The organism is Tahibacter caeni (assembly GCF_024609805.1).
In the GTDB taxonomy this organism is placed as follows: domain Bacteria; phylum Pseudomonadota; class Gammaproteobacteria; order Xanthomonadales; family Rhodanobacteraceae; genus Tahibacter; species Tahibacter caeni.
This window is the reverse complement of the sequence record NZ_JANFVR010000547.1, coordinates 1-1,939: the sequence shown is the minus strand read 5'-3', so window position 1 is coordinate 1,939 and position 1,939 is coordinate 1. Positions and strand designations below refer to the sequence as shown.

The following is a 1,939-nucleotide window of genomic DNA, read 5'->3' as shown; positions in this document are numbered from 1 at the left end:
CACCGGCGGCCTCCGACCGCGACGCATGAGCGGGGTCGGTCCGCGCGCCGCACTGCTTGTCGCGCTCTGCCTGTGCGCCGCGCTCGCCGGCTGCCGCGGCGAAGCGCCGCGCGCCCCGGCGGCGCAACGCACGATCGTCATCGGCTTCGACGGCCTCGATCCGGCATTGACCGAACGCTGGATGGCCGACGGCAGCCTGCCGCACTTCGCCGCGCTGCGCGAGCACGGCCATTACCAGCGTCTCGCGACGAGCAATCCGCCGCAGTCGCCGGTGGCCTGGGCCAGTTTCGCGACGGGCACCGATCCCGGCGAGCACGGCATCTTCGATTTCCTGCGCCGCAAACCCGGCAGCTACGAACCCGACTTCAGCATCGCCGAGCTCGCCGCGCCCGAGCCGGTCGAACTGCTCGGCATGAAGCTGAACTTCGGCGAGCCGCAGCTGCGCAACCGGCGCCGCGGCGAACCGCTCTGGCTCGCGGCCGAAGCCCGCGGCGCGCGCGCGACCGTGCTGCGCGTGCCGGTGACCTACCCGCCCGATCCGGTGCACCGGATGATCGCCGGCATGGGCGTGCCCGACCTGCTCGGCACGCAGGGCACCTATACCCTGGTCGCGACGCGACCGCAGCCGAACGCCGAGAACGGCGGCCGCGTGCTGACCGCGCCGATCGGCGAGGACGGCGCGGTGCAGACCCATCTCGACGGCCCGGCCGATCCCTGGAGCAGCAGCAACGCCGCACTGCAGTTGCCGCTGCGGCTGATGGCCAGCAGCGCGGGCGCGCAGCTCGCCCTGGGCACGACCACGACGACGCTCGCCGTCGGCCGATGGTCGGACTGGATACGGCTGCGCTACAGCGCCGGCCTGCTCGGTTCGGTGAGCGGCATGACGCGGGCCTATCTCGTCGAAGGCTTTCCGCGGCCGCTGCTGTATCTGGCGCCGCTGCAGGCCGATCCGGCCGATCCGGCGCTGCCGATCTCCTCGCCGCCGGCCTATGCCGCCGAGCTGCAGCAGCGCATCGGCACCTATCACACCCTGGGCATGCCCGAGGAAACCTGGGCGCTGAACCAGGGCCACCTCGGCGAACAGGCCTGGCTGGACATGGTCGCCACGACCCTGCGCGAAGGCGAGGCCATGCTCTACGACGCACTGGACCGCCGCGACAGCGAGCTCGTCATCGAAGTGTTCGTGCAGACCGACCGGGTCAGCCACATGTTCTGGCGCGGCCTGGACCCGGCGCATCCGCTGCACGCGACGAGCAGCGAGATCGCGCGCGCGGCGATCCCCGCGATCTATCGCGAAGCCGACCGCGTGCTCGGCGAAATCGTGCGCCGGCTCGGTCCCGGGGACCGCCTGATCGTGCTGTCGGATCACGGCTTCGCCGCGTTCCGGCGCGCCGTGCATCTGAACCGCTGGCTCGTCGAACAGGGCTACATGACCTTGAAGCCCGGCGCCGATCCGGCCGCGCCGCTGTTCGCCGCGGTCGACTGGTCGAAGACGCGCGCCTATGCGCTCGGTCTCAACGGCATCTACGTGAACCGCCGCGGACGCGAGCCGCAGGGCATCGTCGCCGAGGCCGACGCGGCTGCGCTCGAGCAGGAGCTCGCCGCCGCGCTGACCGCGCTGCGCGATCCGGCCGACCAGGCTGCGGTCGTGCTCGAGGTGTCCGACGCCGATGCGATCTACTCCGCGGCCCAGCGCGACACCGCGCCGGACCTGCAGGTCGGCTACGCGCCGGGCTATCGCGCCTCGTGGCAGACCTCGCTCGGCGCGATACCGGCCGCACTCGTCGAAGACAACCGCCAGTTCTGGAGCGGCGACCACTGCATCGCGCCGGCGGCCGTGCCCGGCGTGCTGTTCACGTCGTTCGCGCCGCCGCGGCCCGTCGCCGGCATCGCCGACATCGCCGCGCTGATCGCCGCGCCACCGGCCGCGGCTGCGCCG

At 72.8% G+C, this 1,939-nt stretch carries 1 protein-coding gene; it reads left to right on the top strand.

The genetic code is table 11. The features are described 5' to 3' along the window. Positions 1-25: 25 nt before the first annotated feature. On the top strand, positions 26-1,939 hold a 1,914-nt coding region (locus NON22_RS23625; RefSeq protein WP_257389434.1), incomplete at its 3' end, for an alkaline phosphatase family protein.